This is a genomic window from Frigoribacterium sp. NPDC087798 (genome assembly GCF_044742985.1).
Lineage (GTDB): Bacteria > Actinomycetota > Actinomycetes > Actinomycetales > Microbacteriaceae > Frigoribacterium.
The window spans coordinates 1-24114 of record NZ_JBIUVP010000004.1 but is presented as its reverse complement, the minus strand read 5'-3'; the positions used below and the strand labels follow the sequence as shown (position 1 = coordinate 24114).

The 24114-nt window shown below is 73.7% G+C and carries 25 protein-coding genes; 16 read left to right on the top strand and 9 right to left on the bottom strand.

The annotated features are described in order from the left end of the window. Positions 1 to 34: 34 nt before the first annotated feature. The 4 genes from ACIOSR_RS11670 to ACIOSR_RS11655 all read right to left on the bottom strand — a co-directional run bounded on the left by ACIOSR_RS11670 (position 35) and on the right by ACIOSR_RS11655 (position 3212). On the bottom strand, positions 35 to 1405 hold the full coding sequence (locus ACIOSR_RS11670) for an N-acetylglucosamine-6-phosphate deacetylase (RefSeq protein WP_402752706.1): 1371 nt from the start codon (positions 1403 to 1405) through the stop codon (positions 35 to 37). Beyond that, complete coding sequence (locus tag ACIOSR_RS11665) at positions 1402 to 1797, bottom strand: YrdB family protein (RefSeq protein WP_056043326.1); 396 nt, start codon at positions 1795 to 1797, stop codon at positions 1402 to 1404. The genes ACIOSR_RS11670 and ACIOSR_RS11665 overlap by 4 nt, the downstream gene beginning before the upstream one ends. A 34-nt stretch (positions 1798 to 1831) precedes the next feature. Further along, positions 1832 to 2662 (bottom strand): formyltetrahydrofolate deformylase, encoded by an 831-nt coding sequence (purU, locus tag ACIOSR_RS11660; protein WP_055977478.1) that lies wholly within the window; start codon positions 2660 to 2662, stop codon positions 1832 to 1834. Positions 2663 to 2795: 133 nt separating this feature from the next. Continuing rightward, positions 2796 to 3212, bottom strand: coding sequence for a DUF1304 domain-containing protein (locus ACIOSR_RS11655; RefSeq protein ID WP_402752705.1), 417 nt, complete (start codon positions 3210 to 3212; stop codon positions 2796 to 2798). 120 nt (positions 3213 to 3332) lie between these two features. Here ACIOSR_RS11655 and ACIOSR_RS11650 point away from each other — a divergent pair, with 120 nt between their 5' ends. From ACIOSR_RS11650 to ACIOSR_RS11605, 10 genes are all read left to right on the top strand, one after another. After that, entirely contained in the window at positions 3333 to 4361 is a 1029-nt protein-coding gene (locus tag ACIOSR_RS11650; RefSeq protein ID WP_402752704.1) for a LacI family DNA-binding transcriptional regulator, read from the top strand. Positions 4362 to 4656: 295 nt separating this feature from the next. Further along, entirely contained in the window at positions 4657 to 5979 is a 1323-nt protein-coding gene (locus ACIOSR_RS11645; RefSeq protein WP_402752703.1) for a hypothetical protein, read from the top strand. 36 nt (positions 5980 to 6015) lie between these two features. Further along, positions 6016 to 7317, top strand: a complete 1302-nt coding sequence (locus tag ACIOSR_RS11640) for an ABC transporter substrate-binding protein (protein ID WP_402752702.1) — start codon at positions 6016 to 6018, stop codon at positions 7315 to 7317. 11 nt (positions 7318 to 7328) lie between these two features. Beyond that, on the top strand, positions 7329 to 8339 hold the full coding sequence (locus ACIOSR_RS11635; RefSeq protein ID WP_056044485.1) for a carbohydrate ABC transporter permease: 1011 nt from the start codon (positions 7329 to 7331) through the stop codon (positions 8337 to 8339). Positions 8340 to 8475: 136 nt separating this feature from the next. Next, on the top strand, positions 8476 to 9231 hold the full coding sequence (locus ACIOSR_RS11630) for a carbohydrate ABC transporter permease (RefSeq protein WP_218141852.1): 756 nt from the start codon (positions 8476 to 8478) through the stop codon (positions 9229 to 9231). A gap of 202 nt (positions 9232 to 9433) precedes the next feature. After that, positions 9434 to 10489, top strand: coding sequence for a glycosidase (locus ACIOSR_RS11625; RefSeq protein ID WP_402752701.1), 1056 nt, complete (start codon positions 9434 to 9436; stop codon positions 10487 to 10489). 108 nt (positions 10490 to 10597) lie between these two features. After that, a complete protein-coding gene (locus ACIOSR_RS11620; RefSeq protein ID WP_402752700.1) occupies positions 10598 to 12694 on the top strand; it encodes a hypothetical protein in 2097 nt (698 codons plus the stop codon). 129 nt (positions 12695 to 12823) lie between these two features. Continuing rightward, positions 12824 to 13396 (top strand): helix-turn-helix domain-containing protein, encoded by a 573-nt coding sequence (locus ACIOSR_RS11615; RefSeq protein ID WP_402752699.1) that lies wholly within the window; start codon positions 12824 to 12826, stop codon positions 13394 to 13396. Between the two features lie 20 nt (positions 13397 to 13416). Further along, positions 13417 to 13554 carry a hypothetical protein gene (locus ACIOSR_RS11610; protein WP_173153262.1) on the top strand — a complete coding sequence of 46 codons (138 nt, stop codon included), beginning with the start codon at positions 13417 to 13419 and terminating at the stop codon, positions 13552 to 13554. A gap of 40 nt (positions 13555 to 13594) precedes the next feature. Beyond that, positions 13595 to 13840, top strand: coding sequence for a hypothetical protein (locus tag ACIOSR_RS11605; protein ID WP_159827843.1), 246 nt, complete (start codon positions 13595 to 13597; stop codon positions 13838 to 13840). Between the two features lie 74 nt (positions 13841 to 13914). Here ACIOSR_RS11605 and ACIOSR_RS11600 read toward each other — a convergent pair whose 3' ends face one another. Then, a complete protein-coding gene (locus ACIOSR_RS11600) occupies positions 13915 to 14889 on the bottom strand; it encodes an XdhC family protein (RefSeq protein WP_402752698.1) in 975 nt (324 codons plus the stop codon). Between the two features lie 147 nt (positions 14890 to 15036). On the opposite strand from ACIOSR_RS11600, the gene ACIOSR_RS11595 reads away from it, so the two are divergent. Then, on the top strand, positions 15037 to 15729 hold the full coding sequence (locus tag ACIOSR_RS11595) for an NTP transferase domain-containing protein (RefSeq protein ID WP_402752697.1): 693 nt from the start codon (positions 15037 to 15039) through the stop codon (positions 15727 to 15729). Between the two features lie 19 nt (positions 15730 to 15748). Here ACIOSR_RS11595 and ACIOSR_RS11590 read toward each other — a convergent pair whose 3' ends face one another. Continuing rightward, a complete protein-coding gene (locus ACIOSR_RS11590; RefSeq protein ID WP_402752696.1) occupies positions 15749 to 16720 on the bottom strand; it encodes a hypothetical protein in 972 nt (323 codons plus the stop codon). Between the two features lie 285 nt (positions 16721 to 17005). Here ACIOSR_RS11590 and ACIOSR_RS11585 point away from each other — a divergent pair, with 285 nt between their 5' ends. Together ACIOSR_RS11585 and ACIOSR_RS11580 are read left to right on the top strand one after the other, a co-directional pair. Beyond that, complete coding sequence (locus tag ACIOSR_RS11585; protein ID WP_402752695.1) at positions 17006 to 17524, top strand: DinB family protein; 519 nt, start codon at positions 17006 to 17008, stop codon at positions 17522 to 17524. A 209-nt stretch (positions 17525 to 17733) separates the two neighbouring features. Beyond that, positions 17734 to 18279 (top strand): MOSC domain-containing protein, encoded by a 546-nt coding sequence (locus tag ACIOSR_RS11580; protein ID WP_402752694.1) that lies wholly within the window; start codon positions 17734 to 17736, stop codon positions 18277 to 18279. Between the two features lie 75 nt (positions 18280 to 18354). On the opposite strand, the gene ACIOSR_RS11575 is transcribed toward ACIOSR_RS11580, so the two are convergent. After that, on the bottom strand, positions 18355 to 18744 hold the full coding sequence (locus ACIOSR_RS11575) for a DUF2256 and DUF3253 domain-containing protein (protein WP_054147090.1): 390 nt from the start codon (positions 18742 to 18744) through the stop codon (positions 18355 to 18357). A 228-nt stretch (positions 18745 to 18972) separates the two neighbouring features. Between ACIOSR_RS11575 and ACIOSR_RS11570 the strand changes: the two genes are divergently transcribed. Then, the gene (locus ACIOSR_RS11570) at positions 18973 to 19623 is read left to right on the top strand and encodes a DUF805 domain-containing protein (protein WP_402752693.1); all 651 of its coding nucleotides are present in this window, start codon (positions 18973 to 18975) and stop codon (positions 19621 to 19623) included. A gap of 313 nt (positions 19624 to 19936) precedes the next feature. Continuing rightward, complete coding sequence (locus ACIOSR_RS11565) at positions 19937 to 21232, top strand: MFS transporter (RefSeq protein WP_402752692.1); 1296 nt, start codon at positions 19937 to 19939, stop codon at positions 21230 to 21232. 91 nt (positions 21233 to 21323) lie between these two features. On the opposite strand, the gene ACIOSR_RS11560 is transcribed toward ACIOSR_RS11565, so the two are convergent. Together ACIOSR_RS11560 and ACIOSR_RS11555 are read right to left on the bottom strand one after the other, a co-directional pair. Continuing rightward, complete coding sequence (locus ACIOSR_RS11560) at positions 21324 to 21449, bottom strand: hypothetical protein (protein WP_255349713.1); 126 nt, start codon at positions 21447 to 21449, stop codon at positions 21324 to 21326. A gap of 129 nt (positions 21450 to 21578) precedes the next feature. Continuing rightward, complete coding sequence (locus ACIOSR_RS11555) at positions 21579 to 22064, bottom strand: Asp23/Gls24 family envelope stress response protein (RefSeq protein ID WP_402752691.1); 486 nt, start codon at positions 22062 to 22064, stop codon at positions 21579 to 21581. Positions 22065 to 22246: 182 nt separating this feature from the next. On the opposite strand from ACIOSR_RS11555, the gene ACIOSR_RS11550 reads away from it, so the two are divergent. Further along, positions 22247 to 23815: a cryptochrome/photolyase family protein gene (locus tag ACIOSR_RS11550; protein ID WP_402752690.1), complete on the top strand. Its 1569-nt coding sequence runs from the start codon at positions 22247 to 22249 to the stop codon at positions 23813 to 23815. Positions 23816 to 24114 lie beyond the last annotated feature (299 nt).

Genomic DNA, 24114 nt, shown 5'->3' with positions numbered 1-24114 from the left:
CGGGGCGGAGCGGGGCGGGGCCGGCTGTCGGGGATCAGCCGGTGCGCAGTTCGCGGCCGGCGGCCCAGACCCGGGCGACCGTCCAGTCGTCGTGCCACGCGACGGCGTCGGCGGCGTGACCCGGGGCCAGGCGCCCGAGCGACGGTCGGGCCCCGGCGGCCTGCGCCGTGCCCGGCGCCGTGCCCAGCCCAGCGCCCTGCGCCGGGTCCTGCGCCGTGCGCGCGACGACGGCCTGCGCTCCGGACGTGCCCGCTCGCCCGCTCCCGGCGTCGAGGCCGAGCACGCGGGCCGGCACGAGCGTCAGCGCCGCGACGGCGTCGACGGCCGAGAGTCCGGTCCGGAGGACGGCGATGCGCAGGGCGGCGTCCTGCGTCAGGGTCGAACCCGCGATGGTCGACGTGCCCGTGAGCGTGGCGACGCCGTGCTCGACCGTCACCCCGAGTTCGCCGATGCGGTAGTCGCCGTCGGCGGCTCCGGCCGCGGCCATCGCGTCGGTGATGAGGGCGACCCGCCGGGGCGCCGAGCGCAGCACGAGGTCCGCTACGGCCGGGTGCACGTGCACGCCGTCGAGGATCAGCTCGATCGTCACGCGTTCGTCGCCGACCGCCGCGACGAGCGGCCCCGGGTCGCGGTGGTGGATGCCGGCCATGGCGTTGAACGCGTGGGTCACGAGGCTCGCGCCGCGGTCGAACGCCGCGCGGGCGAGGTCGAAGTCGGCCTCGGTGTGCCCGACGGCGGCGACCACGCCCGAGCTGACGAGCCGGTCGATCGCGTCGAGCCCGCCGGGCAGCTCGGGGGCGAGGGTGACCTGACGGACGACGCCGTCGCCGGCCTCGAGGAGGCTCTCGACCGTGGCGGCGTCCGGTTCGAGCAGGAAGTGCGGGGCGTGGGCTCCCCGCCGGTCGGGCGCCAGGAACGGTCCTTCGAGGTGTGCCCCGAGCACGAGCGGATCACGACGCATCAGGTCACCGACCAGCCCGAGCGACCGGGACAGCACCGGCACCGGGTTCGCGACGAGGCTGACCAACGAGCGCGTCGTGCCGTGCCGGCGGTGCAGCGCGAGTCCCGCGTCGAGGTCGTCCGGCCCGCCGTCGAAGGCGTGCCCGCCGCCTCCGTGCGTGTGCAGGTCGATCAGCCCCGGGGTGAGCGTGGCGCCCGCGAGGTCGACCGTGACGTCCGCGGGGGGCGGCACCGCGCCTCCTGCGGTCGGGTCGTCGGGTGCACCCGACGCCGCCGAGGAGGCGCGGGTCGCATCGACCCCGTGCCTCGCCCCGGCCGCCGCGCGCGCCCCCGGCACCGTGGCGCCGGTGGCGACGATCACGTCGCCGTCGACGAGCATCCAGAAGCCCTCGACCACGCCGTCGGCGTCGACCTTGCGGGCGTCGGAGAACAGGGTGGTCGTCACCGGCGGGCCCCCCGGCCGTTCTCGCGACGGAAGGCCAGGACGCCCGTGACGCCGGCCAGGACGGCGAACGCCACGGCGACGACCGGGTAGCCGAGCATGGCCCAGGCGGCGACCACGGCACCCATGATCGCGATCTCGACCAGGGCCTTGCCGACGGCGTCGGTCGGGATCGGGGCGCGTGGCGAACGGAACAGGCCCCACACGACGATCGCGAAGAGCGGCGCGCCGATCATGAACGCCAGCGACGGGAACGGGAACGGCCAGGCGAGGTAGCCCCAGAAGCCGAGGCTCAGGAAGGCGAGGATCAGCGTGACGAACCGCACCACGTCGAGGGGGCCGACCGGGCCGCCGCGGGCCGGGACGGGGGAGGGGGCGGGGTCGGTCGGGGTCACGCGTCCAGCGTACGGCCGGTGTGCCCGGGCGGGGCTAGCGGAAGACGATGGTGCGGGCGCCGTCGAGCAGCACGCGGTCCTCGGCGAACCAGCGGACGGCCTGGGTCAGCGTGCGGCTCTCTTCGTCCTGGCCGATCGCCATCAGCTCGGGGGCGCTGCGGGTGTGGTCGACGCGGACCACGTTCTGCTCGATGATCGGCCCCTCGTCGAGGTCGCTCGTGACGAAGTGCGCCGTCGCGCCGATCAGCTTCACGCCGCGGGCGTGCGCCTGGCGGTAGGGGTTCGCGCCCTTGAACCCGGGCAGGAACGAGTGGTGGATGTTGATCGCCCGCCCCTCGAGCGCGGCGCAGAGTTCGGGGCTGAGGATCTGCATGTAGCGGGCGAGCACGACCAGCTCGACGTCGTAGCGGTCGACGACCTGCAGCACGCGCGCCTCGAACGCCGCCTTCGACTCGGGGTCGGTGACCGGGTGGTGCTCGAACCGCTTGCCGTAGAACTCGGCGAGCCCCGACAGGTCGTCGTGGTTCGCCAGGATCAACGGCACCTCGATCGGCAGCTGACCTGCCCGCTGCCGGAACAGCAGGTCGTTGACGCAGTGCGCCGCCTTGCTCGCGAGCACGAGCGTGCGGGTCGGGCGACCGACGACGTCGAGCTTCGCCTGCACGTCGTAGTGCGCGAGCACGGGCGCCAGTGCCGCCTCGAACGCGTCGCGCTCGCCGGGGGCCTCGACCTGCAGGCGCATGAAGAACGTGCCGGTGTCGTGGCTCGAGAACTGCGCCGACTCGGTGATGTTGCCGCCCGCCTGCACGACGGCACCGCTGATCGCGTGGACGATGCCGGGCCGGTCCTGGCAGACGAGCGTCAGCGTCCAGTGCGTCGTCGGGGCGGCCGGGGCAGCGGCCCGAGCGGCGTCGGCCGTCGCGGCGTCGGGGGCGGAGGAGGCGCGGGTGGCGTCGGTCACGTCGGTCACCCGCCCAGGGTAGTGCGGCCGAACCCGGTCACGCGGCGGCGATGAGCAGCGTGACGAGCGCGACGAGCGGGAGGAACCCCTGCGTGACCGCGGCGCGGGTCTTCGTGCGGTCCGAGAGCAGCAGGACGAGCGCGGCGGCGAGCATCGACCCCGTGCCCGCGACGAGCAGGGCGGTGCCCGAGGGGGATGCCTCGAAGGCGCTGCCCGCGCCTCCTGCCCCTCCGGCGGCGATCAGCACGACGCCCACGATCGTGACGATCGCGAGGAACAGGTTGTAGAAGCCCTGGTTGTAGGCGAGCGGCTTCGTGTGCTCGGCCTGGACGTCGTCGGTGATGCCGAAGGTCGCGCGGACGCGGGGGGTGGTCCAGAGGAAGGACTCCATCACGAAGATGTAGAGGTGCAGCAGGGCGGCGAGCGAGGCCGCGACGAGCGAGACGATGAGCATGCCCCGACCCTAGGGCCGGGCGGTCCACGCGCGGGTGGCGGCTGCGGCGGGTCAGTAGCATCGTGGGGGCGCAGCGGGCGCACACGGGCATCGGCACCGGCGAGGACGAGGAGGCGCGGCGTGGCAGAGCGGGTCACCATCGTCGAGGTCGCGGCCCGGGCCGGCGTCGCGATCAGTTCGGTCAGCAGCGCCCTCAACGGTCGCCCCGGCGTCTCGGAGCAGACCCGCGCGCGCATCCGGCAGGCCGCCGACGACCTCGGCTTCGTGCCGAGCGTCCGGGGCCGCAGCCTGAGCGCCAAGCGGGCGTTCACCGTCGGGCTCGTCGTGCACCGCGACCCGTTCGTGCTCGAGTCCGACCCGTTCTTCGGCAGCTTCATCGGCGGGCTCGAGTCGGTGCTCGACCCGCGCGGGTACGCGCTCATCCTGCAGATGGGGTCGGCGGCGGACGAACCGCTCGACCGCTATCGCCGGCTCGCGGCCGGACGTCGGGTCGACGGCGTCGTCCTGAACGAGCTGACGGTGGACGACCCGCGCGTCGAGCTGGTCCGCGAGCTCGACCTGCCCGCCGTCGGGGTCAACCCGGCCGGGGACTTCCCCCTGCCCGCCGTGCGACAGGACGACTCGGCCGGCATCGGCGAGCTCGTCGAGCACCTCGTGTCGCTCGGTCATCGGCGGTTCGCCCACGTCGCCGGGCCCGGGCGCTTCGTGCACTCGCGGCGTCGCGGGGCCGCCTGGCGGGACGCCGTCGCCGGAGCCGGGCACGAGCCCGGGGCGGTCGTCGAGGCCGACTTCACCTACGACGGGGGCGCCCGGGCCGCCGCTCGCCTCTTCGGCCCGGACGCACCGGTCCACGACCGGCCCACCGCCGTCTTCTGCGCCAACGACCTGGCCGCCATCGGGTTCATGACCGAGCTCGACCGGCTCGGGGTCCGTGTGCCCGACGACGTCAGCGTGGCCGGGTTCGACGGCATCGAGCTCGGGTCGTACGTGCGCCCCGGGCTGACCACGCTGACGACGGCTCCGCGGCTGATCGGGGCCGAGGCGGCGCGCCTCCTGCTCTCGGCCGTCGAGGGCGAGGCCGTCACCGACGCCGAGATCGAGCCCGCCCGGCTGCTGGTCCGCGCGTCGACGGGCCCCGCCGCCCGCTGACCCCGCGGCGCCCCGCGCCGCCCTGCGCTGCGTCAGAGTTCGCTCGGCGCCCGGGCGTCGAGGACGCACCACGCTCGCGTCGTCGAACCACGCTCCGAGGTGGTTCGACGACGCGAGCGTGGTGCGCCCTGCGGCGGGAGCCCGGTGGGTGCCCGTCGGGCGTCAGGTCAGGAGGCGCGGGTCGGGAGATCGCGCCGGGAGGGGTTCCGGCGCGGCGGCGGACGTGCTAGCTTCTCGATCTACCGAAACGTTTCGGTAGACCAGTGAGACCGCACACGACGAAGTGGGTGCCCCGATGACGACCGCCAGTGACACGACGAGCACCGAGGCGAGCGCCGACACCGGGCCCGACACGACGCGCGTCGACACCGGGCCCGACGCCACGAGCACCGACACAACGAGCACCGACGCCACGCGCGCCGACACCGGGCCCGACGCCGACGTGGCGCGCGCCGCCTCGAAGCCGTACCTCGTCCCGCTGACCCGGGAGCGCCTCCGGACGGTCCTCGACGAGGCCCTCGTCCACCGCAACGAGCTCACCGGCGCCCTCTCGCAGCTGACCTTCTCGAGCCCCGCCGCCTACGACTCGGCCCGCCCCGACTGGGCGGTCGGCCCCTTCACCGTCGACCCGGCGTTCACCTTCACCCTGGACGGCCAGTGGCCCGACCCCGACGGGCTCGGCTGGACGAGCGAGTCGCTCTACAACCCCAGCCTGATCGAGCACGACGGCACGCTGCACCTCTTCTACCGGGCCTCGCCCCGCAAGGAGAGCCTCGGCAGCCGCATCGGCCACGCCACCCTCGCCCTCACCCCCGACGGCGAACCCGCACCCGGTGCCGCCTGGGTCGACGACCCGGCCAACCCGGTCGTCCGTCCCACCCTCGACGACGAACTGCTCGGCACCGAGGACCCCAAGGTCTACCGCGCCGAGGGTCGCTTCTGGCTGTTCTACAACGGCGTCTTCCCGATCACCGAGGAGGCGCGGGTCGCGCACCCGAGCCCCGGTTACCCCGTCCAGGCGGTCGGCATCGACCTGCTGGTCGCCGTCAGCGACGACCTCGTGACCTGGCAGAAGCTCGGCCCGATCGCGGACCACGAGCAGACGCGGCTCTGGGCCAAGGGCGCCGTCATCCCGCGCGACGAGCACGGGAACGCGGTCCGCCTCGGCGGCAGCGGCGGCGGCAGCGGCAGCGGCGGCCGCGACGACGGGGACTACCTCATGTTCGTCAGCGAGGGTTTCGACGGCGTGCTGCACGTCGGCCGCTCGGACGACCTGCGCCACTGGACCTTCGAGCCCGTGCCGTACCTCGACCTGTCGGGCGTCGGCGGCCACCTGCACGAGGTCGCCGCCGCGATCGTCACGGGTGACGGCCGACTCGTGCTGGACGTCTTCCACGACGTCGACGGGGTCTTCGCGGCGAGCCAGGCGCTCTACGACGTCGGGCGTCCGGTCGACCAGCTCGCCCTCACGTCCGGCGGGTCGCTCAGCTGGGGCGGCCTGCAGCAGATCGGCGGCCGCTGGACCTTCGCCCAGGGCTGGGACGCCCCCGCCGGCCACCGCGACCTGTACTTCTACCGCACCGACCCGCACGCCCCCGTGCCTCAGACCACCCCCTAGCCACACCCGCAGCACCACCCACCCAAGGAGAACACCGTGCAACGACGCACACGCTTCACCCGCCGCGCGACCCTCGGCGCGACCGTCCTGGTCGCCGCCCTCGGCCTGACCGCCTGCTCCGGCGGCGGCGGCGCCTCGAGCGACGCCCTCACCGCCAAGGGCCCCATCACCATCTGGTACTCGAACAACGAGCAGGAGGTGACCTGGGGCAAGGCCATGGTCGAGGCCTGGAACGCCGACCACCCCGACGAGCAGGTCAAGGGGCAGGAGATCCCGGCCGGCAAGTCGAGCGAAGAGGTCATCGGCGCCGCCATCACGGCCGGCAACGCCCCCTGCCTCGTCTACAACACGGCCCCCAGCGCGGTCGGGCAGTTCCAGAAGCAGGGCGGCCTGGTCGACCTGTCGAGCTTCGACGACGGCGCGAGCTACATCGAGGAGCGCAGTGGCGACCTCGCGAAGCAGTACCAGGACGCCGACGGCAAGTACTACCAGCTGCCCTGGAAGTCGAACCCGGTGATGATCTTCTACAACAAGGACCTCTTCACGAAGGCCGGCCTCGACGCCGAGAACCCCGACCTGTCGACCTACGACGACTTCCTCGCGACGTCGAAGACCCTGGTCGACGCCGGCGTCTCGAAGTACGCCATCCACCCGGCGCCGACGAGCGAGTTCTTCCAGTCGCAGTTCGACTTCATGCCGCTCTACGCGGCCGAGACGGGCGGCACCGGCCTCGTCGAGGACGGCAAGGCGACCTTCGCCGACACCGCCGGCGAGGACGTGGCGACCTTCTGGCGCTCGCTCTACGAGCAGGGGCTGGCCGACCAGGAGCAGTACACGGGCGACTCGTTCGCCGACGGCGAGGCCGCGATGTCGATCGTCGGGCCGTGGGCCGTGTCGGTCTATAAGGACGTCAACTGGGGTGCCGTGCCCGTCCCGACCCAGGACGGCACGAGCGCCGACGAGACCTACACGTTCAGCGACGCGAAGAACGTCGGCATGTACACGGCCTGCGAGAACCAGGGCACGGCGTGGGACTTCCTGAAGTTCTCCACCAGCAGCGACCAGGACCGCGCCCTGCTCGAGACGACGGGCCAGATGCCGATCCGCACCGACCTGGCCTCGACCTACTCCGACTACTTCGACGCGAACCCCTCGTACGCGCTCTTCGGCGACCAGGCGGCCCGCACGGTCGAGGTGCCGGCCGGCCCGAACACCGTCGCCGAGTTGCAGGCCTTCCGCGACGCGTGGTCGAGCAGCGTGATCTTCGGCAAGGGCGACGTCGACTCGTCGCTCAAGGACGCCGCGGACAAGATCGACGAGCTCGCGGCGCAGGGCTGATCGTGTCCACCGTGCACGAGGCGGCGGCAGCGTCGCCGACCGCCGGACGAGCCGAGGAGGCGCACCGCGCCTCCTCGGGGGGTCCCGGCTCCGGGCACCGGGCGGGCCGTCGCCGCGACGGCGACCCGCGCGGGCGTCGGCGGGGCGGCCCCCTCGGCAAGCACCCGCTCGGCCTGCTGTTCAGCGCGCCCTACCTGGTGTTCGTGCTGGCGGTGTTCGCGTACCCGTTGGTCTACGCGGTCTACATCGCGTTCCACGACTACTTCTTCACGGCGCCCGGTGCCGTCGTCGCGCGGCCCTTCGTCGGCCTCGACAACTTCGTCACCGCGTTCACCGACCCGGCGGTCATCCGCTCGTTCGGCAACGTCGGCGTCTTCCTGGTCATCAACGTGCCGCTGACCGTCGTGCTGAGCATGGTGCTCGCCACGGCGCTCGACAAGGTCGCGCACTTCCGGGGGTTCCTGCGGGTGGCGTTCTACGTGCCGTACCTGACGGCGAGCGTCGCCGTCGTCGCGGTCTGGTTGTTCCTCTTCAACGGCGACGGTCTCGTGAACAACGTGCTCGGGCCGTTGGCCCCGACCCCGTCGTGGCTGATCAACTCGGCCTGGGCCATGCCCTCGATCGCGTTGTTCGTCACCTGGAAGCAGCTCGGGTTCTACATCCTGCTGTACCTCGCGGCGCTCCAGAACGTGCCGAAGGAGCTGTACGAGGCGGCCTCGAGCGACGGTGCCGGCCCGATCCGGTCGTTCTTCACCGTCACCGTCCCGGGCGTGCGTCCGGCCACCGTGCTCGTGCTGCTCGTCTCGACCGTCACCGGGGCGAACCTCTTCACCGAGCCGTACCTGCTGACCGGGGGAGGCGGGCCGAACGGCGCGTCGACCTCGCCCGTGCTGCTGATGTACCAGAAGGGCATCGAGCAGGGGAACCCCGACCAGGCCGCCGCGATCGGCGTCGTGCTCGTGATCCTCGTGCTGGTCATCGCCCTGCTGCAGAACCGGTTCGCCGGCGGAAAGGAGGACTGAGATGACCGTCTCCGACGAGACCACCGCCCGCCCCCTGCGGGTCGGCAAGAAGCCGCCGTTGACCCGGGCCCAGACCACGCTGCGCGGCGTCGTGCTGGCGATCGGCGCCCTGGCGTTCCTCTTCCCGTTCTACTACATGGTGATCGGGTCGCTGCAGACCAAGCCCGACCCGACCGTGGCCGGGGCGTTCCCCCACCCGTCGAACCTGACGGTCGAGAACTACGCCGCGATCGACAGCCGCATCGGGCTGCTCAGCGGCCTGCTCAACTCGGGCATCTTCACGGTCGGCGTGCTCGCCTGCACCCTCGTGTTCGGGGTGCTGGTCGGCTACGCGCTGGCCGTGCTGCAGTGGCGTGGTCGCGGGGTCACCTTCGCGCTGGCGCTGCTCGTGCAGGTGGTGCCCTTCCAGCTGCTGATCATCCCGCTGTACGTGCTCATCGCGCGCAACTACGGGCTGAGCGACAACTACCTGGGCATGATCCTGCCGTTCGCCATCAACTCGACGGCGGTGATCATCTTCCGGCAGTACTTCCTGCAGCTGCCGAAGGAGCTCTTCGAGGCCGCGCGCATCGACGGCACCGGCGAGTTCCGGCTGCTGTGGAACATCGCGTTGCCGCTCGTGCGCCCGGCGCTGGTCACGGCCCTGCTGCTGACCTTCATCGGTCCGTGGAACGAGTTCCTCTGGCCGTTCCTCATCACCAAGGAGGCGTCGATGCAGCCGCTCGCCGTGTCGCTGGCGAACTACATCAGCAACGTGGCGGCGACCGCGGCGAACCCGTTCGGCGCGACCCTCGCGGGCGCCGTCGTGCTGGCCGCTCCGGTCGTGCTGCTGTTCATCGTGTTCCAGCGCTACTTCATCTCGACCGACGTCGGCTCGAGCGTGAAGGGCTGACCGACCGCCTCCCGACCCGAGGAGGCGCGCTGCGCGACCGGCGCGCCCCGCGCCTCCTCGGCTCCCCACCCCCAGACCGGGTCGTCGTGCCGACGGCCCCCACCGCAGGAGGCGCGGTGCGATCCCCCCTCGCATCGCGCCTCCGTCGCCTCCCGCCTCCCGCCTCTCGCCTCTCGCCTCTCGCCTCTCGAAAGGGCCTCCCATGGCTGACTTCCCGTACCGACTGACCCGCCTGGGCGTCGTGATGACCCCCGACCCCGACTCGCCCGACGAGGCCGAGGGGGTGCTCAACCCCGGTTCGGGACGCGGGCCCGACGGCGAGCTCTACCTGCTGCCGCGGCTCGTGGCCACGGGCAACGTGTCGCGCGTCGGGCTGGCCCGGGTCGTCGTCGAGGACGGCGTGCCCGTGGGCGTGACCCGCGAGGGCGTCGTGCTCGCGCCCGACCGCGGGTGGGAACGCGGCGCGACCCACGCCGGCGTCGAGGACCCGCGCGTCACGTGGATCGAGGAGCTCGGGCTGCACGTGATGACCTACGTCGCCTACGGGCCGCTCGGGCCGCGCACCGCCGTCGCCGTGAGCGACGACCTGCGCGACTGGCGCCGGCTCGGGCCCGCGACCTTCGAGTACGTCGACGAGCTCGACACCGACCTCGGGCTGTTCCACAACAAGGACACCGTGTTCTTCCCGTCGCCGGTCACCGCGCCGGACGGCGTGCGCAGCTTCGCCGTGCTGCACCGACCGATGTGGCACATCGGTGCGACGGTGCCGGGCGAGGGCAGTCCGCTGCCGGCCGGGATCACCGACGGGCGGCACTCGATCTGGATCAGCTACGTGCCGGTCGACGCGGTCGCCGCCGACCCGCGGGCGTTGGCGCGGTGGGGGCAGCACCGGTTCGTCGCCGGCCCCGAGTTCCCGTTCGAGGAGCTGAAGATCGGCGGCGGCCCGCCCCCGCTGCGCGTCGACGAGGGCTGGTTGCTGCTGCACCACGGCGTCACCGGCGTGATCGACGACGCCTTCGCCCAGCAGCAGAACGTGAACTACGCGGCGGGCGGGATGATCCTCGACGCCGACGACCCGTCGCGCGTGGTCACCCGGTCGGAGGTGCCGCTGCTCGAGGCCGAGACCGCCGACGAGCGCGACGGCATCGTGCCGAACGTCGTGTTCCCGACCGCGATCGAACACGTCGACGGCGTCCCCTACGTGTTCTACGGCATGGCCGACTCGAAGATCGGCGTCGCCCGCCTCGACCGCGCCTGAGGTCGCGCACGGACCGACGACACCCACGGCCCGACGACACCCACGGCCCGGCGACACCCCCGGACCGGCGACACCCACGGATCACCGACAAGAAGGAGGCGGTCGACGATGATCGCACGCAACTCACGATGGACGGGCGCGGCACTGGCCGCGGCCCTGGCGACCGTGCTGGGGGTGACGGGGGCGCTGCCTGCTGCCGCCGCGCCTCCTGGTCCGGCGGCCGCGCCGCCCGGGTCGACCGCGCCGACCGCCCCGGCGGCTGCACCGGCCGTGGCACCGTTGACGAACCTCGCGCACCTGGACTTCCTGCTCGACCAGACGACGCCCGTGCCCGAGGCCGGGCACTCGACCTACCGGCAGAGTGCGGAGCCGACGCTCACCCTGCCGTGGACCTATGCGGACGCCCGCGACGGCGGCACCTTCGCCCGGGTGGGCGGCGGTCCGCTCGACCCCGCGACCGGGTACTGGGGGCAGGGCGCGTACAACAGCGACGACGTCTCACGGACGGCCGTCGTGTACCTGCGCGACTGGAAGCAGACCGGCTCGGAGTCGAGCCGGCAGAAGGCCTACGAGCTGCTGCGGGCGACCGCGTACTTCCAGACGACCACCGGTGACGCCGCCGGCAACGTCGTGCTCTGGATGCAGCCCGACGGCACCTTCAACCGCAGCCCGGTGCCGGTCGAACTGCCCGACCCGTCCGACAGCGGCAACAGCTACTGGCTGGCCCGCAGCATCTGGGCGTTCGGCGAGGGGTACGCCGCGTTCGCGGACGACGACCCGGAGTTCGCCGCGTTCCTGCAGCAGCGGCTGCAGCTCGGCGTGACGGCGCTGAACCGCGAGACGCTCGCCCGCTACGGTCGGTACGACGTGGCCGACGGGGCGAAGGTGCCCGCCTGGCTGATCGGCTCCGGAGCCGACGCCTCGGCCGAGGCCGTCCTCGGGCTGAGCGCCTACTCGGCCGTCGTGCCGGGTGACGCGGCCTCGCGCACCGCGCTGACGCAGCTCGCCGAGGGCGTCGCCGCGATGTCGTCCGGCGACGGGCAGACCTGGCCGTACGGAGCCGTGCTGCCCTGGGCGAAGTCCCGCTCGATGTGGCACGCCTGGTCGTCGCAGATGCCCGTCGCCCTGGCCCGGGCGTCGACCGTGCTCGCCCGACCCGACCTGCTGAAGCCGGCCGTGCTCGACCAGACCTCGTTCACGACGACGCTGCTCACCGCGAGCGGGCCCGACAACGCCTGGTACCCGACGCCCGTCGACCAGACGCAGATCGCCTACGGAGCCGACTCGCGGCTGCAGTCGGCGCTCGCCGTGGCCGGTGCAGGCGCGGGGGCCCCGGGTCTGAAGCGCGTCGCGGCCGTCGCCGCGAGCTGGTACTTCGGCACGAACCGCTCGGGCACCCCCGTCTACGATCCGGCCACCGGGGTGACCTTCGACGGCGTGCAGGCCGACGGCACGGTGAATCGCAACAGCGGTGCCGAGAGCACGATCCACGGCCTGCTGTCGATGATCGCCCTCGACGGCGCCCCCGACGTCTCGGCCGAGGCTCGAGGGCTGACGAGCGTCACGTCGCGTGACGGCCTCACGGTGGTCGAGGCCGAGACGGCGTCGCCCACCACGGGCACGGTCGTCACCCCCGACTCGGCGTGGACGGGCGAGTCGCAGTACGGCGGTGGGTCGGCGCTGCGGCTCGAGCCCGGGCAGAGCGCGACGATCACGGTGCCCGCGGGCTCCGGGTTGCGGCACGTCGAGCCGGTCCTGCTCGCCGCCGAGGGAGTGCGCTCGACGTCGGTCTGGAAGGCGGGACGCGTGCCCCTGGGGACGTTGACGACGCAGGCCGGGTCGCAGGGCGTGACCGCCGCCTCCGGGGCCCTGCTGCCCCAGACGCTGCCGGTGCCGATCGGTTCCGGAGCGACGGCGATCACCGTGACCGCCGGCCGCGACGCGACCGTGGTCGACGGCCTGATCGTGCGGCCGCTCGTCCAGCGGCTCGTGCTCGCCGGGACGGCGGCCGACGGTCGCCCGACGACGACCGAGCTGCTGTCGTCGACCTCGCGGCTGCCGTTGCCGACCCCGGTCGGCGTGCGGGGCAGTCGGACGTCGGCGTCGTCGTACGACGCGCAGGGCCGCCTCGTGCAGCAGCGCGACGTGCAGGGCCGCAGCCTCGTGCTGGTCAAGCCCGGCGGCTTCGTCGTCCTCACCCGCTAGCCGGCGCCGAGACCCAGGAACCCGCTCAGACCCCACCAACCCGCTCGGACCCCAGCAACCCCCGTGAGGGTCTGGGCGGGTTCCCAAGGTCTTGTGCGCGGCGCATGCCCGATCGTATATAGTCCGGTCATGATCACCACGGACGTCGCCTCGCGTCTGCGGGAGGCGAGGGTCACCGCACGACTCACCCAGGGCGAGGTGGGGCGGAGGGCAGGGCTGCCGCAGAGCGCCGTCTCGCGCTACGAGGGCGGCTCGAAAATCCCGTCCCTGCCCGTCCTCGAGCGGCTCTTCGAGGCGACGGGCCTCGACCTGACGCTCACGCTCACGCCGTCACGATCTCGTGCGACCGCGACCGCGACCGCGACCGCGACCGCGACCGCGACCGCGACCGCGACCGCGTCTCCGTTCGGCGGGCCGGTGGGGCGCATCGTGCATCCTCGCCGTGCCGAACTGCGGTCGTTCTTCGCGCGCGAAGGGTTCGGTCACCCCCAGGTCTTCGGCAGCGTCAGCCGAGGTGATGACCGCGTCGACAGCGACCTCGACGTCGTCGTCGACCTGCCCGACGGTCTCGGGTTGTTCGGGCTGGCGGCGGCTGCGCGTCGGGCGAGCGACATCGCCGGGGTCGTGGTCGACGTCGTGCCCCGCGACGGCCTGACCCCCGAGGTCGCCGAAGCGGTCTCGCGGGACGGGGTCGCCCTGTGAGTCGTCACGATCGGGCGCGGTTGGACGACATCGCGGCGGCTCTGGGCGCCATCGACGCCCACCGGTACTTCGACACCTCGCATGCCGTCGTGGCGCACACCGTCGACCACGACCTGCCGGTGCTGTCATCGGCCGTCGAGCGGCTGCGTCGCGGCTGACGCGCTCCGCGGACGAGGAGGCGCGGGTACGGTCGACCGCATGAGCGACGACACGCAGGCCCCCGGTCCCGACGACGCCGGCCGCGACACCAGCCCGGGGCACGAGGTCGACCACGACCCGACCGGCATGACCGACGACGAGAAGCGGCACGACCAGCTGACCCGTGCCCCGAAGTCGGACGAGTCGGACGCCGCCCCGCGCATCACGACCGAGGACCGCGGCGACGGCGTCACCCGCATCGACGTCGCCGACACCGCCAAGGTCCGCCCGGGCGGGGCCGGCTGACGCCGACGCACCACGGGCTCGCCGAGACCCTCTGCGCGCACGGGCGCCTCGGCGGAACCCGGGGGTCTCGGGCCTCAGCGGAGCAGGTGGATGCTGCCGTCACGGTCGCGCAGCGGAGCCCGCGAGGCGCCCGACCGCACGGCGAGCACCTCGGCCAGGATCGACACGGCCGTCTCCTCGGGCGTGCTCGCCCCGAGGTCGAGCCCGATGGGGGAGTGCAGTCGGCCGAGCGCCGCCGGCCCGACTCCGCGATCGGCCAGGGCGGAGACGCGTCGGTCGTGCGTGACCCGTGACCCCATGGCCCCGACGTACGCCGCCGGGGACGCCAGCGCCGCCTCGACCAGGTCGGCGTCGAACCGCTCGTCGTGCGACAGCACCGCGATCACGGTGCGCTCGTCGACGTCGGTCCGGGCCAGGTAGTTCGGCGGCCACTCGACGACGACCTCGTCGGCCGACGGGAAACGCTCGCGGGTCATGAAGACCGGGCGCGGGTCGCACACCGTCACGCGGTAGCCCAGTACCGCCCCGGCGTTGCAGAGGGCGACGGCGAACTCGACCGCCCCGAAGACGAGGAGGCGCGGCGGCGGCACCGAGCGCTCGCTGAAGACCCGCAGACCCTCGCAGTCGTCGACGGTCGGCACGACCTCGCCGGTGCGCACCGGGCCGAGCACGACATGCGCCGACGCCTCACGCCCGGCGGCGGCATCGCGGAGGGCGGCGATCGTCTCGGCGTCGTCAGGGGTGACGAGCCGGGCGAACACCTCGATGCGCCCGCCGCAGCTGAGCCCGACCTCGAACGCCGTCTCGTCGCTGAACCCGAACGTCTCGAGCTGCGGCGTGCCGTCGTCGAGCACCTGCGTGCAGATCTCGTAGACCGCGCCCTCGACGCAGCCGCCCGAGATGCTGCCGATCACGGTGCCGTCGACGGTGACGGCCATCGACGTGCCGACGGTCCGGGGTGCGCTGCCCACGACCGACACGGCCGTCGCGACGGCGAGGCGCTCGCCGGCGTCGAGTCGCGCCAGCAGGCGGTCGGCGATCTCGAACACGGGGCTCCTCGGGTGCGACGGGCGAGCGGGTGGTCTCTGGTGGTGCCAGGTCTCGATGGTGTCACGGCCTCGGCCCCGCGACCTACCGCGACGTCGGACGTCGCTGGCCGGGGTGAGGTGCTCTCCGGGGCTGGATAGCCTGACACCATGCCCGGTGACGACTCCTCGACGTCCGTCGGCCTGCTGCTCGCGGCCGGCGCCGGGACGCGCATGGGCCGTCCCAAGGCGCTCGTGGTCGACGAGCGCGGGCCGTGGCTGACCCGCGCCGTGACGACGCTGCTCGACGGGGGCTGTGGCAGCGTCGTCGTCGTGCTCGGGGCGGGCGCGACCGAGGCGCGGGCGCTGCTGGCCGCCGACCCGCGCCTCCTGACGGTCGAGACACCGGTGCCGGGCGGGGCGACGGACGCGCCGCACGCCGACCCGCGCCTCCCGCCGGTCGACGGTCGGGCGAGGGTGGCGGTCGTCGTCGCGGACGACTGGGCCGACGGCCTCGCCGCGTCGTTGCGGGTCGGGTTGGCGGCGCTCGCCGCCTCCGACCCCGAGGAGGCGCGGCTCGCCCTCATCACGCTGGTGGACTACCCGGGTCTGCCGCCGTCCGCGGTCGCGCGGCTGCTGTCGTCCCCGGCCGCCGACGTGCCCCTGGGCCCGGCTGCGCTGCGGCAGTCCGTCTTCCACGGACGCCCGGGTCACCCCGTCGTGGTCGGTCGGTCCCACTGGTCGGCCCTCGCGGCGTCCCTCACCGGGGATCGCGGGGCGGGCCCCTACCTCAGGGCGCACGCCGCCGAGCCGGTCGACTGCTCCGACCTCTGGGACGGCGCCGACGTCGACGCGCCCGCCTGACCTTCGCCGTTCCCGAGGGTCAGTTGCATTTCCCGCTGCCGCTGAAGCACGGGGTGTAGTTCGCGGGCAGGGGTTCCTGGCGGGGGGTGGGGGACTCCCACCGGTCCCCGGGGACCGGTGCGCCGACGGCACCGATCACGACCAGCCCGGCGACGACGACGGCCGCCACGACGACACCTCGATGCCCGGCGGTGATCGCGGCGAACAGCGTCACGACGAGGCACGCGAGGCAGGCGACGAGGGTCCGGAGCCAGCTGTCCGCGGCCTCCTGGCTGACGGTCACGGGGGTGCCGAAGAGGCTGAACTCGGCCGAGAACCACTGCCCGGCCAGCGAGAGCGTGAGCAGGACGCCCGCCGCGAGGGCGAGCGCCTCGACGATCACGGCGACGCGGTGCACGAGGTGACGGGGCGGGTGGGGCGCCCGGTCCGCCCGGGCCGCGGGGGCGTCGACGGGGGCGTCGACGGGTGCGTGCTCGGACGGACGTGCTCCGTCGTGCGCCGAGGCATCGCGGCCGCCCCGACCCGACCGCGCGGCGAGGACGACGAACGACGCCAGGCCGACGGTCGCGACGAACGGCAGGCTGACGAAGACGACGGTGGGCAGTGTGTAGAGGGAGAACCCCGCCCGGAGGCCCGACGTGATGCCCGACCCGACGGTGAGCTCGACGCCGGCCCGGGCCACAGCCGCCGCGGCGACGTAGAGCCAGGCCCGGCGTGACGCCGGCGCCTCGGACCACCGCCACGCGACGAGGATGACGAGGACGGCCCACACCACGAACGGCACGAGCGCGGTCTGCGCGAGCGCGCCCGGCAACTCGAGCAGCGACGCGACCACCCGCCCGGCCGAGGCCGTCAGGCCGACGAGCGCCGCGCCGGCGACGAACAGGGCCGCGGTGGTGCCGACGACCCACGCCACCTCGCGGCGGTCGACCCGCCGTCGCAGGCTCGCCGCCGCCCCCGCGAGCCGGCCCTCGTGCTGAGTGTTCGTCATGGGTCGACGGTAGCGGCGGGTCGCGGGGCCGACGTCATCCCGGAGGCGGATGTCGGTCGGGCGACGCCGGTAGCCCGAGCCCCCGTCCCGCCGCGCCCCGCCCCGTCCCGCCGCTCCCGCCGCTCCCGCCCCGCCATGAACCCGGTTTCGAACCGTGCACCCGGTAGCAACCGGGTGCACGGTTCGAAACCGGGTTCCTCGCGTGGTCGCGGTTGGCGCCGGGGGCACCGACGTCGGCAGGATCTCGATGGCGGGTGCCGGGTCGCGCGTCCTAGCGTCGGTCCCATGCCGATCACGCCCGACACGAAGAACTGGACCTGGGTGCTCGAACGCCCCTGCGACGACTGCGGCTTCGACCCCGCCGAGGTCACGTTCCGCGACGTGCCGCGCCTCGTCCGCGAGAACGCCGCCGCCTGGCCCGCCGAGCTCGCCCGGCCCGACGCCCGCACCCGGCCCGACGACGCCACGTGGTCGCCGCTCGAGTACGGGGCGCACGTGCGCGACGTGTTCCGGGTCTTCGACACGCGCCTCCGGCTGATGCTCGCCGAGGACGCGCCGACCTTCGCGAACTGGGACCAGGACGCCACCGCGCTCGACGACGACTACGCGTCCCAGCAACCTGCGGTGGTGGCCGACGAACTCGTGGCCGCCGCGGCCGTCGTCGCCGACGCGTTCGAGGCGGTGCCCGACGACCGGCTCGGTCGCACCGGCCTCCGCAGCGACGGCTCGGCCTTCACGGTCGACTCGCTCGCGCGCTACTTCGTGCACGACCCCGTGCACCACCTCCACGACGTCCGCCGCTGACCCGTGCCCCGGCCGGCACCATCGCCCGGGCCACCGCTGTCGCACCGCCGACTGAACATCGCACCGCCCATGTCGACGGTGTGACGTTCAGTCGGCGGTGCGACCCCACCGCCGCCCAGCCCCACCGCCGCCCAGCCCGACCGCTGCCGAGCCCGGCCCCGCGCAGCCCGGCCCTCGACCCCGGCGGCCGACGCGGGCAGACTGACGACATGACCCGCGCCTCCGTCCTCTCGGTCAACGTCGACGACGTCCACCGCTTCAGCAAGCCGCCCGTGGAGCGGGTCACCCTGCTCGCCGGGCTCGGCGTCGAGGGTGACGCCCACCTCGGGCGCACGGTGCAGCACCGTTCCCGCGTGGCGCGCGACCCGAGTCAGCCCAACCTGCGGCAGGTGCACCTGATGCACGCCGAGCTCTTCGCCGAGCTGGCCGCCCACGGCTACGGCGTCGGGCCCGGCGACCTCGGCGAGAACGTCACCACCCACGGGGTCGACCTGCTCGGTCTGCCCGTCGGCACCGTGCTCACCCTCGGTCAGGAGGCGCGGGTCGAGATCACCGGACTCCGCAATCCTTGCCTGCAGATCGACCGCTTCGAGTCGGGCCTGCTGAAGGCGGTCGTCGGACGCGACGAGGCCGGCGAGCTCGTCCGCAAGGCGGGCGTCATGGGCGTCGTGCTCGCCGGGGGAGAGGTGCGACCCGGCGACGCGGTCGGAGTCGACCTGCCCGTCGAGCCCTGGTCGGCCTTGCAACCCGTCTGATCCCGATCGGTCGCCCCGATCGTCCTCAGCGTCCCTGGCAGCCCGCTCGCCCCACGCGTCGTGTCGACGCCCGGCTCAGGACCGGTGCCGACGGATGCGGATCGGGCCCTTCGCCGTGGACGGGTCGACCACGGACCCGCCCTGCGTGATGTCGACCTCGCCCGCGGCGACCAGGCGTCGGGCCGCGCGACGGACGGGCTCCATCAATCCGCGCCAGGCGTCCTCGTCGTCGGGGTGCAGCGACCGCGCGACGTCCGAGGGGCAGATCGTCGAGGTGGCCGCCCGGGCCGCCAGGAGGTCGCGGATGCGCTGCTCGAGCTCGCGGTCCTGCGCCGTCACCTTGCGCTTGCGGCACGCGTCGCTGCAGTACGCGACCTCGTCCCAGTTCGACGCCCACTTCTTGCGCCACTCGATGGTGCGCCCGCACGATCGGCAGGTCTTCGGGTCGGGGGTCGCGGCGCTCATGCTGACAGTCAACGCGGGAGGCGCGGTGTGCGTTCCCGGGGAGGCAGCCGTCGGTCCCTCCGCCGCGGACCGCATCCGCGCCTCCTGGCCTCGTGGCACCGCCTTTCGTGCAGCACACCCCGACGAGTCGCGGTGCCCTGCACGAGACGCGGTGCGACGCTGCGGGAGGGGACATCTCGCTCGCGTGGGGGATGGAGGCGCGGGCACGGTCCCCGTATCGTCGTCCCGATGAGCGAGGGCACGGCGGCAGGCACGACGAGGGGTTCGTGGTTCGAGGTCGACCGTCAGCCCCTGCCCGGCGCGACCCCGATGCAGGCTCTCCGGCGGTTCGTCGGCAACGCCTACGTGGTGCACGCCCGCGCGGGCCGGGCCGAGTTCTGGTGGATCTGGCTCTTCCAGACCGTCCTCGCCCTCGTGCTCAACGTCGGCGTCGGGTCGCTGGTGCGCGGTGCGAGCGTGGCCTCGTGGTCGATCGGCGCTTACGGCTCGTCGCTCTTCGCGCCCTGGCCGGTCGTCGTCCTCGGCCGCCCGGCCGGTGCGGGCCCGGGCACCAGCCTGGGCCAGGGCGCGTCCCTCCAGATCGGACAGTTCTCGCTCGGCCCGTTCGGCCCCGCGGGTCCGGCCTGGGGCGGCACGAGCTGGGTCGCCCTCGTCTGGGGTCTCTGGTGCCTGATGACCTTCGTGCCGATGACGACGCTCACCATCCGTCGCCTGCACGCCGCCCGGGCCTGGGGGTGGGGTTGGTTCTGGCTCGGGGCGCTCATCCCGTTCCTGCAGATCGTCGTCGTGTTCATGCTGGCTCGCGAGACCCAGCCGCCGAGCGCCCGCTTCCTGGACCGCGACCGCGAGCGCGAGCCCGACCCGCACCGCGCCTCCTGACCCCACCGCACCGCGTTTCGTGCACTGCACCGCGACTCGTCGAGGTGCGGTGCACGAAACGCGGTGCGCCGCCGCACACCGGGCCCCTGGCCAGGCCGGGCACGAGCGGGTAGGCTCGACCTCGGTCGGGCGGTACTCCCGGCCCCGGGCGTGCACGACAGCGCGCAGTCGGGATCACCATCCTCCCCGAGTCACCCACGGTCACGAACGGCACCTGCCGCGAAGGCCGTGCCGCCGGCAGATCGTCACGATCGGCCGGCCCGTGGCCACCATCGGGTCGAGAGAACGGCGCCCGCCGACCACCCCAGGTTCCATGACACTCGCACCCCCGCGCCCCACCGCGCCGTCGTCCACCCCGTCCGCCCGCTTCCCGTGGGCCGGCCTGATCGCCATCGCCGTCGCCACGTTCCTCTCGATCTCGGGCGAGATGCTGCCGACCGGCCTGCTGCCCGAGATGAGCGCCGACCTCGGCGTCACCGAGTCGAGCATCGGCCTGCTCGTCAGCGTCTTCGCCTTCACGGTCGTGCTCACCAGCACCGGCCTCACCCACCTCACCCGACGCCTGCCCCGCCACCTGATCGTGGTCGGCCTGATCGTCGTCCTCGCGATCAGCGCCGGGCTCACCGCGATCGCACCGACCTACGAGCTCGTGCTCGCCAGCCGCGTGCTCGGCGGTCTCGCCCACGGCATGTTCTGGGCCATCGGCGGCGCCTACGCCGGTCACCTCGTGCCCCGGGCCCAGGTCGGCCGCGCGCTCGCCGTCGCGATGAGCGGGGGCACCCTCGCGTTCGTGCTGGGCGTCCCGCTCGGCACCGCGCTCGGCCAGGCCCTCGGCTGGCGTGAGGCGTTCGGCATCCTCGCCGGGCTCATGGCGCTCGGTGCGGTCTTCGTCTACAAGTTCCTGCCGCCGGTCGGTCGGGGCACGGCGCACGAGTCGGTGCCGGAGCCGGTGACCGACGCGGTCCCGACGCTGGTCGACGGCACCGCGCCTCCTGCGGGGGCCGTCCGTCGCCGTCGCTCGCTGCCGAGGCCGAGCGTGCTCGGCGTCGTCCTGAGCTGCGTGATCACGGCGGTCTTCATGATCGGCCACTACTCGTTCTTCACCTACATCACGCCCTACCTCGTGCGCTCGACCGGGGTGCCCGAGCAGGGTCTGGCCGCGTGGCTCTTCGCGTTCGGCATCGCCGGGGCCGTGGGGCTCGGCATGGTCGGGTGGTTCCTCGGGGCGCGACCGCGGGTGAGCATCCCGATCGGCGTGGCCGTCGTCGGACTGGCCGTGACCGGCATGCTCGTCTTCGAGGGCATGCTCGTGCCGTCGCTCGTGGCCTTCGTGCTGTGGGGCGTCACGTTCGGAGCGCTGCCGCCGCTGTTCCAGACACGCATGCTGCAGGTCGCCCCCGAGCGGATGCGCGACCTCGCGAGCGCGTTCTACACGACCGGCTTCAACGCCGGCATCGGCGGCGGAGCACTGATCGGTGCCCTCGTGCTCGACGGGTCCGGGCTCGACTCGCTGCCCGTCCTCTACATCGTGGTCGCCGCGGTGGTGCTCGTCGCCGTGCTGGCGAGCGACCGCCTGCTCGCCCGTCGGTCGGCCCGCCCCGCCGCCTGAGCAACGCTGCCGGGACGAAAAGGACGCAGGAGGCGCGACTCGCGTGAGTCGCGCCTCCTGCGTCCGAGGCGGTGCGGATGGTGCGCTTCGGTCAGCGACGGCGACCGGGCTGCTGGTAGCCGCCGGCCTGGCCGTTGCCGCCGCCGCGCTTGTTCATGATCTTCTTGATGACGAAGCCCACGATGAGCGGGGCGAAGCGTCGGAGCAGTGATGCCATGGGGTGCCTCCTGGGGCGATGGTGCACGGGTCGTGCGGTCGAGCCGGTCGGCTCGGTGGGGTGCGGCCCGCGGTGCTGCGGGGACGATCGTGTCGGGACGACCGCCGCGGGTACCAGTGAACTCGCTGTCTACTGAACCCGCTGCGAGTCGTTCGTGCCGTCCGAGTCGTCGTCCTGTCCGGCGATGAAGATGTCGCTGACCTCGATGTTGATCTCGACGACCTCGAGCCCGACGAGCTGGGTGATGGCGTCGGCGACGGCCTGGCGGACGTCGTCCGCCACCTGCTGCACCGACAGCGGGTAGTCGACGACGATGCTGAGGTCCGCGGCGGCCTGGGTCTCGCCGACCTCGACCTTGACGCCCTGGCCGTGGTCCTGCTGGCCGACGGCGGTGCGCAGCGCACCCACGGCACGCGACGCGCCGCCACCGATCGAGTGGACGCCGGGCACCTGACGGGCGGCGATGCCCGCGACCTTGGCGACGACGCCGTCGGCGATCCGCGTGGTGCCCGCGGCGTCGGACGACACGGTCGAGGCACCGTCCACGCGCGCGGCGCCGTCGACGCGCGAGTTGCTGGTCAGGGTGGCGGGGGTGGGAGCGGCGGTGTTCGACATCTCGGGTCCTCTTTCGGCTGGGGGAGTCGTGCGGATGGTCGTGCGGTGGTCGTCGTGCGAGCGGGCGTGTCCGGGCGAACCGGGGCGACCCGGGCTGCACGTCAATGAGACGCCGCGCCCGCCCCGTTCGTCACGGTGAACATGCTGGCAACCCGCTGAGTGCCCACGTCTACTGTCGGGGCATGCAGCGCACCCGGTGGATCTTCCTCGACCAGCTCGGCCCGCACTTCGACGACGGCGACCCCATGCTGCTGGTCGAGAGCCGGTCGTCGTGGCGGGGCCGCACCCTGCACCGCGCCAAGCTGCAGCTGATCCTGTCGGCGATCCGGCACCGGGCGGCCGAGCTCGGCGACCGTGTCGACTTCCGGCAGGTCGAGCACTACTCCGAGGCCCTCGAGGGGCGGGACGACCTGCAGGTGGTCGACCCCACCTCGTACCGGGCGCGCCGTCTCGTGCGGTCGGTGGGAGCCGAGGTGCTGCCGAGCCGTGGCTTCGTCTCGAGCGAGGCCGAGTTCGCCGAGTGGGCCGCGGGTCGCCAGGGCGGACGCGGTCCGGGCCGGTCGGCAGGCGCGACGGCGGACGCCGACGACGCCCGTCGAGGAGGCGCGGGTCGACCGACCGGCGCGTCCGGCGGTCGACCGGCACCGCGCCTCCTCATGGAGGACTGGTACCGGGCGGTGCGCCAGCGCACCGGACTGCTGATGGAGGGCCCGCAGCCCGTCGGAGGCCAGTGGAACTACGACCACGACAACCGCGAGAAGCCGCCGAAGGGCGCGGCCACTCTCGGCCTGCCGCCGCAGGAGTGGCCCGACGAGGACGACATCGACGCCGAGGTGCGGGCCGACCTCGACCGCTGGGAGCGCGACGGGGTCGTCCGCCTCGTCGGCGACGACGCGCCCCGACGGTTCGCGGCGACCCGGGCCGAGGCGACGGCCGCGCTGGCGGACTTCGTCGAGGTGCGGCTGCCCGACTTCGGCCCGTTCGAGGACGCCACGCTGTCGGGCGACTGGACGATGGCGCACTCCCTGCTCAGCGCCCCCATGAACCTCGGGCTGCTCGACCCGCGCGAGGTCGTCGAGGCCGCCGTCGCGTCGTACCAGGCCGGAGACGCCCCCCTGCGGAGCGTCGAGGGGTTCACCCGGCAGATCGTCGGCTGGCGTGACTGGGTCTGGCACCTCTACTGGCACCTCGGCGAGGACTTCGCGACGACGAGCAACGCCCTCGGGGCGACGCAGCCCCTGCCCGAGGTGTTCGCCGGGCTCGACGTCGAGGCCGTCGAGGCCGAGTGCCTCAGCGAGACGCTCGACGGCCTGCGGCGGCACGGCTGGAACCACCACATCCAGCGGCTGATGATCCTCGGCAACTGGGCCCTGCAACGCGGGGTCGACCCGGCGGCACTCAACCAGTGGTTCGTCGACATGTACGTCGACGGCACGCCCTGGGTGATGCCGGCCAACGTCGTGGGCATGTCGCAGCACGCCGACGGCGGGATCGTCGCGACGAAGCCGTACGCGTCGGGTGGTGCCTACGTCAACCGCATGACCGACCACTGCGGCTCGTGCCGGTTCGACCCGAAGAAGCGGCTCGGCGAGGACGCCTGCCCGGTGACCGCCGGCTACTGGGCGTTCCTCGACCGCGTCGAGCCGGTGCTCTCGGGCAATCCGCGCATGGGGCAGCAGTTCGCCGGGCTCCGCGGGCTCGCCGACCGCGAGGCCGTCGTCGAGCAGGAGCGCACCCGCACGACCTGGTGAGCCGCGGAGCCCGACGCCGCCGGGGGTCGCACCCTGGGGGGGGGGGGGGGGGGGGCCCGCGGCGGGGGGGGGGGGGGGGGGGGGGCGGGGGGGGGGGGGGGGGGGGCGGGGGGGGGGGGGGGGGGGGGGGGGGGGGGGGGGCCCGGGGCCCCCCGGGGCCCCGCCGGCCTCTGGGGGTCTTTTTCCCCCCCCCCCCCCCCCCGCCCCGGGGGGGGGCGGGGCGCCGCCGCGTCCGGTCCGGGGTCGATCGGGCGACCGGTCGAGGAGGCGCGGGTCGCCTCGTCGACACCGCCTACGAT

Excerpts from the sequence above, each read along its gene's own strand:
- ACIOSR_RS11655 (WP_402752705.1), bottom strand. The coding sequence starts at position 3,212 with ATGCTCATCGTCTCGCTCGTCGCGGCCTCGCTCGCCGCCCTGCTGCAC.
- ACIOSR_RS11645 (WP_402752703.1), top strand. The coding sequence starts at position 4,657 with ATGACGACCGCCAGTGACACGACGAGCACCGAGGCGAGCGCCGACACC.
- ACIOSR_RS11630 (WP_218141852.1), top strand. The coding sequence starts at position 8,476 with ATGGTGATCGGGTCGCTGCAGACCAAGCCCGACCCGACCGTGGCCGGG.
- ACIOSR_RS11625 (WP_402752701.1), top strand. The coding sequence starts at position 9,434 with ATGGCTGACTTCCCGTACCGACTGACCCGCCTGGGCGTCGTGATGACC.
- ACIOSR_RS11620 (WP_402752700.1), top strand. The coding sequence starts at position 10,598 with ATGATCGCACGCAACTCACGATGGACGGGCGCGGCACTGGCCGCGGCC.
- ACIOSR_RS11615 (WP_402752699.1), top strand. The coding sequence starts at position 12,824 with ATGATCACCACGGACGTCGCCTCGCGTCTGCGGGAGGCGAGGGTCACC.
- ACIOSR_RS11605 (WP_159827843.1), top strand. The coding sequence starts at position 13,595 with ATGAGCGACGACACGCAGGCCCCCGGTCCCGACGACGCCGGCCGCGAC.
- ACIOSR_RS11595 (WP_402752697.1), top strand. The coding sequence starts at position 15,037 with ATGCCCGGTGACGACTCCTCGACGTCCGTCGGCCTGCTGCTCGCGGCC.
- ACIOSR_RS11590 (WP_402752696.1), bottom strand. The coding sequence starts at position 16,720 with ATGACGAACACTCAGCACGAGGGCCGGCTCGCGGGGGCGGCGGCGAGC.
- ACIOSR_RS11585 (WP_402752695.1), top strand. The coding sequence starts at position 17,006 with ATGCCGATCACGCCCGACACGAAGAACTGGACCTGGGTGCTCGAACGC.
- ACIOSR_RS11580 (WP_402752694.1), top strand. The coding sequence starts at position 17,734 with ATGACCCGCGCCTCCGTCCTCTCGGTCAACGTCGACGACGTCCACCGC.
- ACIOSR_RS11575 (WP_054147090.1), bottom strand. The coding sequence starts at position 18,744 with ATGAGCGCCGCGACCCCCGACCCGAAGACCTGCCGATCGTGCGGGCGC.
- ACIOSR_RS11570 (WP_402752693.1), top strand. The coding sequence starts at position 18,973 with ATGAGCGAGGGCACGGCGGCAGGCACGACGAGGGGTTCGTGGTTCGAG.
- ACIOSR_RS11565 (WP_402752692.1), top strand. The coding sequence starts at position 19,937 with ATGACACTCGCACCCCCGCGCCCCACCGCGCCGTCGTCCACCCCGTCC.
- ACIOSR_RS11560 (WP_255349713.1), bottom strand. The coding sequence starts at position 21,449 with ATGGCATCACTGCTCCGACGCTTCGCCCCGCTCATCGTGGGCTTCGTC.
- ACIOSR_RS11555 (WP_402752691.1), bottom strand. The coding sequence starts at position 22,064 with ATGTCGAACACCGCCGCTCCCACCCCCGCCACCCTGACCAGCAACTCG.
- ACIOSR_RS11550 (WP_402752690.1), top strand. The coding sequence starts at position 22,247 with ATGCAGCGCACCCGGTGGATCTTCCTCGACCAGCTCGGCCCGCACTTC.